Annotated in this window: 6 protein-coding genes and 1 tRNA gene; 1 reads left to right on the top strand and 6 read right to left on the bottom strand. The window is 60.3% G+C overall.

Annotation, left to right across the window (positions count from 1 at the left end; all coding sequences use genetic code 11):
* The 5 genes from BMY31_RS08720 to BMY31_RS08700 all read right to left on the bottom strand — a co-directional run.
* Positions 1 to 2551 (bottom strand): InlB B-repeat-containing protein (locus BMY31_RS08720; protein WP_180371401.1); only part of this gene is annotated, 2551 nt, incomplete at its 3' end.
* A gap of 673 nt (positions 2552 to 3224) precedes the next feature.
* Positions 3225 to 3301: transfer RNA gene (locus tag BMY31_RS08715), tRNA-Pro, on the bottom strand.
* A gap of 141 nt (positions 3302 to 3442) precedes the next feature.
* Complete coding sequence (locus BMY31_RS08710; RefSeq protein WP_091009923.1) at positions 3443 to 4456, bottom strand: type I phosphomannose isomerase catalytic subunit; 1014 nt, start codon at positions 4454 to 4456, stop codon at positions 3443 to 3445.
* A 186-nt stretch (positions 4457 to 4642) separates the two neighbouring features.
* Positions 4643 to 5530 (bottom strand): 4-(cytidine 5'-diphospho)-2-C-methyl-D-erythritol kinase, encoded by an 888-nt coding sequence (locus BMY31_RS08705; RefSeq protein WP_078687391.1) that lies wholly within the window; start codon positions 5528 to 5530, stop codon positions 4643 to 4645.
* 83 nt (positions 5531 to 5613) lie between these two features.
* A complete protein-coding gene (locus BMY31_RS08700) occupies positions 5614 to 5913 on the bottom strand; it encodes a Veg family protein (RefSeq protein ID WP_078687390.1) in 300 nt (99 codons plus the stop codon).
* 118 nt (positions 5914 to 6031) lie between these two features.
* On the opposite strand from BMY31_RS08700, the gene BMY31_RS08695 reads away from it, so the two are divergent.
* Positions 6032 to 7138 carry a M24 family metallopeptidase gene (locus tag BMY31_RS08695; protein ID WP_091009921.1) on the top strand — a complete coding sequence of 369 codons (1107 nt, stop codon included), beginning with the start codon at positions 6032 to 6034 and terminating at the stop codon, positions 7136 to 7138.
* Positions 7139 to 7235: 97 nt separating this feature from the next.
* On the opposite strand, the gene BMY31_RS08690 is transcribed toward BMY31_RS08695, so the two are convergent.
* On the bottom strand, positions 7236 to 7454 hold the full coding sequence (locus BMY31_RS08690; protein WP_369821286.1) for an IS3 family transposase: 219 nt from the start codon (positions 7452 to 7454) through the stop codon (positions 7236 to 7238).
* Positions 7455 to 7545 lie beyond the last annotated feature (91 nt).

The following is a 7545-nucleotide window of genomic DNA, read 5'->3' as shown; positions in this document are numbered from 1 at the left end:
CCACGTGCGTGGACGGGTCGGTCGCCTCGCCGGCGGCGAGCTCGTAGGAGGTCTCGCCGTCGGTGGAGTCCCACTTGTAGCCGGAGAACTTGTCCGTCTGGTTGGGCTCGACCGTCGCGGTGACGGCGTCGTTGATCCAGCCGGTCTCGGTCACGGCCTCGTCGGTGGCGTCGGCCTCGGACTTGGCCTTGGCCTCGGCGAGGGTGTCGCCGAAGTAGTACTCGACCTGGGCGCTGACGGAGTGGGTCTGCGAGTCGTCCCTGGTCGTGGTCACCTCGACGTCATGGCTCTCGGTGACGCCGTTGATTGCGGCATAGGTGTACGTCCCGTCTGCATTCAGTTCGAAATCGACGGCCTCACCGTTGTCCGTGACACCAGTGATCGTATAGCCCTGAGCCGGAGTGAACGTCATGGCCTCGGACGTTCCTCCGTAGGCAATGTCCGCCTGGCTCTCATTAGTAACGGTGCCTCGATCGATGGAGCCGGTTACGTTGAACTGCTTGTGGAAGAAAATCGTAAGGACAAGCGAACCGTCGCCCGCGACAAGGCCTGTCAGGACGGTGCCCGGGTAATCGTCTCCAGCATATATATAGTTGTCGATCGTCTTATATTCCTGCGCGACGGTCGCAGGCGCTCCAGTTCGGCCGTGATCTTTGACGACGTCGATTACCGTGCCCGTGTCCGCATCAATACGCTTGATCGTGTACTCGGTATCGTCCTTGGGCCTCCACTGGGCAAAGAGCGTGGTGTCCTGATTTATCACGAAGGACTCTCCGGGAGCGTACGCCGTTCCATCTCCGCCAGCGCTCGTGTTCCATCCGGTAAACGTATAGCCCCTTCGCTGGGGAGTCGGCGTTGCCGCAGCCGTCGCAGTTGAGCCCTGCGTGTACTGTTTGCCATCCGGCATAGTGCCCTGTGCCCACTCTCCCGTTGGGCAGTTGGGGTCATAGGCAAGATTGACGAGTGCCTTGTTGAGCATCACTCCGTCGACGTGCCACGTGCTCTCACGCTTTACGACATACCAGAGGACATACTGGGTCTCTGGGTCATAGGTGATGCCGCTGTGACTGCACATCGTTACGATCTGGTCGTCGGACGGAAGCGCATTGAGAAGATCGGCGATTCCGATTGAGCTGTCGGTCGCAAAGTGCGAAAAATTGAAATTGTTCTTCAGCGTAACGCCCTCTGTGTACTCAGTCATCGGATGGCCACTGGGTTCCGTGGGAATAACGCCATCAAGACGGACGAAGAACGTCGTGTCCACGGCCTTCTCTGCAGCCCAGGTACCATAAAGCGTCTTGTTGCCCAAAACCGTATACGTGCTGCCGACCGGATAAACGGGAGCCGAGTAGTTGCTGGCCCCCGACCCCTGAGCGGTCTGGCTGGTGGACCAACCTATGAATTTATATCCAGGCCTTGTGACACCGGGGTCCGGCAGAACAATCGTCTCGCCGTCAAGTGCGGAGATGCTGGCAGGGTTCGCCCCGGCAACTCCGTTCAGCCTGAAGGAAACGGTGCTTTCCCTTACCCACGTGGCATACAGCTTGGTGTTGCCGTCGATGGTAATAGTCTGGCCGGGAGCATACGCGACGCCCGTCCCATCTGCCTTAGTGTTCCAGGACAAGAAGTAGTAATTGTAGGTCGACGTTGTAGTGGTGTGCGCCACAGGGGTGACATCGGGGATGGTCACGACACCGTTCTTGTCCGACTTGACGTTCCCGGGCATCTCGGCGCGGACATTATCGTTGTTCTTTACGAAGCTCAGGGTTCCGGCGGCCTTCGTCTCGCCAGGCCCCTTGGCGGCGTTGACATTAGCATCGGCGTCGGCATCGTCGGAGCCAAGCAGTGCGTCAATCAGATCGCCGATCAGCCCCATGGCGCCAAGCTTTGCGCTCTTGCTTTCAGCAACCAGTTCCTTCTGGGCCTCGGCGCCATTCGGCTCAACGGGATCAGTCACCGCAGTCGCCGTGTTCTCTGCCTGAACCTCAACTTGAGACTCCGGCTCTCCCGCCTTCCGCTGAGTGGAGATGGTGATGCGGGCACCATCCACCGCCGATGCGGCGGGGACAGTGTAGTTACCATTCGCGTCAGCGGGAAGAGCCGAAACCGTCCCGTTCACGCAAAGGGAGACCTGGGTTATCTCGTAGTCATGGTCGGCAGTGACGTGAAACGCAAAGTCCTTGCCCGCAGGGACCGTGATGCTCGAGGCGGGGGAGGCGATGGTCTGCCCAAAGCAGGTGATGCTCGAATTGCCAAGATCGATGGCTATTCTCGCGTCTGCAGCCTGCGCGGGAGCGCCCTCCTGCTCCTGGGCGGCGGGCTCCGCGGCAGGCGCCGCGGGCTGCGCAGTGGGAGCAGGCTCACCCTGCGCCGCCGAAGCCTCTTGCTTCTCCTGCGTTGAAGATTGTTCCTGCGCAATGGGCGCAGCGCCTACCTGCGGGGTCGCCTGGGCGGGCGTGGACTCTTCTGTAGAGGACTGCCCGACGGGTTGCGAGGACACCTCCTCACCCGCCGCCTCGTCACGCGCCTCTGCGATGGCAGTCGCAGGCACGCAAGTCGTTACCATCGCAAACGACAGAAATATTGACAGTACTCTATTGGCCAAGCTGCCACGGCAAAGCACCTGTGGTTTCCTGTACTTTCTCATGATCAATCCTCCCCGCCAGAATCATTTAGATCGATGGTTCCAACGTCACGCCGGCGCAAAGGCCAATTACCCCGCCGCGTGTCAACATCCAACAGAACGTCCGGTCACGGCAAAAGCCTTCGCATAGTGCTCTCTATGACGAGAGAGTTACGAAATTCCTGACTCGTCAAAGTGTCGCATTATAACGAAGGTTTTCGAGAGTTCCTATGTAGATTTTACCAACCGGCAGCCTTTTCCATACACCACAAGCCAACTATTTCCACCAATGGAGCGCAGGTAGGGCGGTATTTTTTTGTAATGGAAAGCCATAACAAGAGATACTATTCAAATACTGATTATTTCTTCCTACTGGCATTTAGTATCCGTTTACAAATCTCAGTTTCCGTAAGAGAGTATGAAGCTTTATCGGAAAGATAAAAAATATTTGATTATTGAACTGCCAAATAGTCGCTACCTTACGACAATACGTTTAGTTTTTGATTAGGTAGTAGCAACGCATCATATACATGCCATAAAAACAATAGCTTGTATCAAAAAGAAAAGACCAGCCGCACAAGCGACTGGCCTTGACTAATCATGGTCGGGTTGACTGGATTTGAACCAGCGACCTCTCGGTCCCGAACCGAGCGCTCTACCAAGCTGAGCCACAACCCGTTAGCGTAGATACTTTAGCAGAACTCCTTGTGCAAACCAACGAGATCAAGAAAAGACAAATCTTTCCTCTTACAGCAGCCCCCTTCGCACTGCCACCAAACAAGCACCCCCGCCGCCCAAAAGCCATCGGCTCGCAGCACGCTAATCGTTCGCGTTCGGTACGTAGCTGGCGACCAACTCGAGGTCCCCCTCATAATCCAGACGTCCGCAAGCGTAGGGCGCGAGAAAGTGATCGCCCTTGCGAAGCTCATAGCGCCTGGTCTCCGGGGACGCGCGCTTCTCGGCCGAAGATGTGGGCGAAACCGTGACGGAGCCGCCCTCCCCCTCCACGACCGAGAAGCACATGAAGGGGTGGGACTGCTCAAGAGAGACGGGGGCGTCGGGAGCCACGCGAACGCGGTCCACGCTGAAGTACCGGCAGTCCATGAGACGCGTCACGCCGCCTTGCTCAGGCGCCGTCACAACCCCATCGGCAAGCAGCGGCGCACCGTAGTCGATGACGTCGAGCGCCTGGGCCATGTGCAGCTCTCGCAGACTGCCGTCAGCCTGGGGGCGGTCGAAGTCATATACGCGATAGGTGACGTCAGACGACTGCTGTACCTCGAGGATCAGCGCGCCCTTGACCGCGTGCACCGTGCCGGGTGTGATGCTGAAGAAATCGCCCTTGTGGATGGGGATCTCGTTGAGTAGCTCGTCCCAGCAACCAGCCTCAACCATCTTGGCGAACTCGGCGCGGTCGTGGGCCTTCTGCCCAATCATGATGCGCGCGTCCTCGTCCGCATCCAGGATGTACCAGCATTCGCTCTTTCCCAGGCTACCGTTCTCGTGCTCAGCCGCATAGGCATCGTCAGGATGGACCTGCACCGAAAGGTACTCGTTGGTATCCAGGATCTTGATCAGCAGCGGGAAGCGATCACCGGCGATGTGGCCAAAGAGTTGAGGCTCCTCGGCCCAAAGCCCCGCAAGGCCGCGCCCGTCGTAGGTGCCGCCGCGCACGGGGGACGGCCCGTTGGGATGCGCGCTTATGGCCCAGCACTCACCTATTTTACCCTCAGGAATCTCGTAGCCAAACTCCGTCTGGAGCTTGCGACCTCCCCAGATCTTGGAGAGGAAGAACGGCGAGAAGAACAAGAGCTCGTTGGTGGAAGGGGGCATTGGACATCCTAACTGCCGAGGCCTGCGGTTGCGCTAAATGCAACCCACACTTTGCGCCCTCACAGCCGAATTGGCAAGGCATTTTAACCCAATCCGAATCGGATTCCGCAGCCTCGGACCCTTACCCGCAGTCACCCGCCGGGCCATCCGTCTCGCCTTCCGCCCAGCAGTCTGGAAGACGCTCGCTTAGAGCATCTTGGTCGCAGCTGACCACCAGCCGCGAAGCCTCGCCGCACCCGCCAGGCGCCCGGCATCCTCGTGAGACCTGCAGATGGCAAACACGCAGCTACCCGAGCCACTTACCTGGGCGCCGAGCACGCCGCCGTCTGCCGCGAGCCACGCCGCGATGACGTCGTCGTCCGGCACGAGCCGCCTCGCAACCGGATCGAGATTGTTGTACAGGTGCTCCGCGACAGCTTGGACGTCGCCCGCGCGAAGGGCGGCAAGCATGGCGTCAGGCGCAACTGGAGCGGTGGGCTCCAGATCAAATGCTCCGTATGCCACCGCAGTCGAGACGCCATCCGAAGGGCGGACGAGCACGACGGGCACATCGTCCAGGCGGCCAAAACTCTCTTTAAGTACGTCGCCAGCACCATCGAGGTACGAGGGCACAGGATTCAAGAAGAAGGGGACGTCCGCCCCGATGGAACGCGCGACTTGAACCGCAAGCTCTTCTCGGCGGCTTTCGCCACAAAGCTCGAGGATGGCCATGATTGTCGACGCTGCATCAGACGAAGATCCGCCAAGGCCGCTCTGCGGAATCACGCCTTTGGTGACGCGAACGCAATAGTGGTGCTCGTCTCCCAAAGCCTCCTTGGCACGGACCGCCGCAAGCCAGGCCGTGTTGCGCGCATAGTCGATTCCCACGTCTTCGCTCATGTCGAGAGCGACACCCCGCTGTGCGGCGGACTGCGGCGCGGGCGCGCATAGCCGCTCGACCGTAACGGCGTCGCCCAGATCGAGGGCGCACATGACCGAATCGGCGCGATGGTAGCCACGCTCGTCACGCCCGGGATGTATACCTAGGTGGAGGTTGACTTTGACGGGAGCCTTTTTGGTGACGCTCTGCTGCATGGGAACCCCTGGTGCTGAAGGAAAGACAAACGGCGCAAGCCGCCCAAAAGAAAGCCGGGTCGCGAGGCGGCCCGGCGGCGTTGCTACTCCTGCTCCTCGGCAGTCCCGAAGTCGAGGATGCGCTCCCCGGTGTCGGGGTCGTAAATCTCAACCGTGCTGGTGAGGACGTCGACGTACTGGTAGCTCTGGCGAGCCTTGCGACCGCGACGCTCCTCAACCTCGACGACGAAGAGGGTGGGATAGGCACCAACTAGAACGCCCGTACGCTCAACGATGCGGGAGCGACCCATGTTTGCGCGGACCCTGATGCGGTTTCCCTGCAGAGAGCTAAGCTCATCACGAATCTGGTCTACCCTGTTGACGGGCGGAACCTCAACTTCCATCTGTACCTCCGGGTTGCAGCGGACGGCGCATGGTTCCGCCCGCCAAAGTGCCATGCAACGTTCCAGTATATGGGACAAACATGATTTCCACGGAAAACACGGTAATAAGGTGGTAGAGATGGGTCAGTTTTCACCCAATAAATCACGCATCGGACACGTCATGTCGAACCTGGAGTCGATGGGCCTAACCCAGGCCCTCGTGTGCGACCCCATGTCCATCTGGTACCTCACGGGCTACTACAACCAGCCCCTTGAGCGCTTTTTCGCACTGCACCTTTCGGCTGACGGCAAGGGCGGCGCGACCTCCACGCTCTTCTGCAACAAGCTGTTCCCCGATGCCACGGGCGCGGCCAACGCTATCGTGACCTTTGACGACACCGAGAATCCCATCCCTCTGATCGCCGCCGTCACGAAGTCGGACAAGCCCCTGGGAGTCGACCGCAAGCTGGTTGCGCACTGGCTGCTGCCCATGATGGACGCCCAAATCGCAAGCGACTTCCGTCTGGCGTCGAACGCCGTAGACGACGCCCGCGCGATTAAGGACGACGCCGAGAAGGACCTCATGCGCGAGGCCAGCCGCATCAACGACGAGGCGATGTCCTGGCTCGCGGCCCAGGTCCACGAGGGCGTCACGGAGCGCAAAATTGCCTCCGGCCTGTTGGCCGAGTACCGCCGCCTGGGTGCCGGGGACCACAGCTTCTCGCCCATCGTGAGCTTCGGCACAAACGCCGCCGACCCACACCACGAGCCCGACGGAACCACCCTCGGCAAGGGCGACATGGTCCTGTTCGACGTGGGATGCAAGCGCCAGGGCTACTGCTCCGACATGACGCGCACCTTCTTCACGGCAGAGCCCACCGATCGCCAGTTGGAGGTCTACAACACCGTCCGCCGCGCCAACGAGGCGGCCGAAGCCATCATCAAGCCCGGCGTCACCTTTGCGGAGATCGACCTGACCGCGCGCCACGTTATAGAGGACGCAGGCTTCGGACCCTACTTTACGCATCGCCTGGGCCACCAGATCGGCCTCGAGGACCACGAGCCCGGCGACGTTTCGTGCACGCACGACGAGCCGGTCAAGGCAGGCATGATCTTCTCGATCGAGCCCGGTATCTACCTGCCCGGCGAGATTGGCGTGCGCATCGAGGACCTCGTCATCGTGACCGAAGACGGCTGCGAGGTCCTGAACCACTACAGTCACGAGCCGCAGGTGCTCAAGGCATAAACAGCCGCACGCGCACCGGCTGCGCGCAAGGCAAATGCAAGGGCCCGGAGAGAAGCGTGAACTGCGCCCCAGTTCTTGGACGGGCAAATAAAGCGGCCTAGGCCGCATGCAGGGACTGATTCCGGAACTCCTCCGGGGTCAGTCCCTTCAGCTTAACCTGACGCCTCCTCGTGTTCCAGTGGACGACGTAGGCGTCGAGGTCCCTCTTGAACGCGTCGAAGCTCGGCCATGTCTGGTCACGGAAGAACTCGTCCTTCAGGTGGCCGAACACCTGCTCGGTCGCCCCGTTGTCGATGCAGTTGCCCTTCCGGGACATGCTCTGCACGACGCCCGCCTCCTTCAGCCTGTTGCACCACCCGGCCTGCTGGTACTGCCAGCCCATGTCCGAGTGCAGTATCGGGCTGGCG

Source organism: Parafannyhessea umbonata (assembly GCF_900111255.1).
Taxonomy (GTDB): Bacteria; Actinomycetota; Coriobacteriia; order Coriobacteriales; family Atopobiaceae; genus Olsenella_J; species Olsenella_J umbonata_A.
The sequence above is the reverse complement of the archived record's forward strand: the minus strand, read 5'-3'. Positions and strand labels throughout refer to the sequence as shown.